This is a genomic window from Arthrobacter crystallopoietes BAB-32 (assembly GCF_000328305.2).
Lineage (GTDB): Bacteria > Actinomycetota > Actinomycetes > Actinomycetales > Micrococcaceae > Crystallibacter > Crystallibacter crystallopoietes_A.
In genome coordinates this window covers 1-872 of record NZ_ANPE02000014.1, presented here as the reverse complement: position 1 = coordinate 872, position 872 = coordinate 1, and the positions used below count along the sequence as shown (strand labels likewise).

The following is an 872-nucleotide window of genomic DNA, read 5'->3' as shown; positions in this document are numbered from 1 at the left end:
CCTTTTAGAGGTCGGTGAGGGTCTTCGGATCGTCGCCCGCGGTGGCCGCGGCCAGCAGAGCGGTGAGGTTCTCCGGCGTCGCGGTGCGCGGGTTGGAGGCGGGGATGACGGGCAGGATCAGCTCCACCGCTTCGGCAATGTTCTCCTCGGCGAAGCCGTAATCCTTCAGCGCCTTCGGCGCATTGAGGGTTTCGCGGAGCCGGTTGAGTCCGTCGACCGGATTTTCAGTGCCGAACGCGGCCGCGATGCGTTCGGTGGCGGCCGGGGCGGCGGGCGCGTTGAAGGCGAGCACGTATGGGAGCACGGTGGCGTGGGTTTGGGCGTGGGGCATGTTCCAGGTTCCGCCGAGGACGTGGCAGATCTTGTGGTGCATGCCGGAGCCGGCGGAGGCGAAGGCGACCGCGGACAGGTACGCCCCGTAGAGCGCCTGTTCGCGGCCGTCCAGCCTGGCCGGGTCCTGGGTGATGAGCGGCAGGCCCTGGTTGAGGGCGCGGATGCCTTCGGCGCCGAGGGCCTGGTTGATCGGATCCGCGCGAGGGCCCCACATGGAGTCGATGCAGTGGGCCATGCCGTTCAGTCCGGAGGCGACCGAGAGGTCGACGGGCAGGGACAGGGTCAGGGCCGCGTCGTAGATGACGGTGGCCGGGAGGACCTTGTCGTCGACGCCGGTAGTCTTGCGGGCCGCTTCGGTCAAGCCCCAGACGTTGGTGGCCTCGGAACCGGCGTAGGTGGTCGGGACCGCGACGATCGGGATGCCGGTGGTGAGGGCGATGGCTTTGGCCAGGCCGGTGGTCGAGCCGCCGCCGACGCAGACCAGCAGGTCGATGCCATGCTCGGCCGCAGCGGCCCGGGCCTTCTCGGCCTTTTCGACC

1 protein-coding gene is annotated in these 872 nt (G+C 69.7%); it reads right to left on the bottom strand.

Annotated elements, in window-relative coordinates; translation table 11 throughout:
* Positions 1-4 precede the first annotated feature (4 nt).
* Positions 5-872 (bottom strand): maleylacetate reductase (locus D477_RS00295; RefSeq protein ID WP_005266123.1); only part of this gene is annotated, 868 nt, incomplete at its 5' end.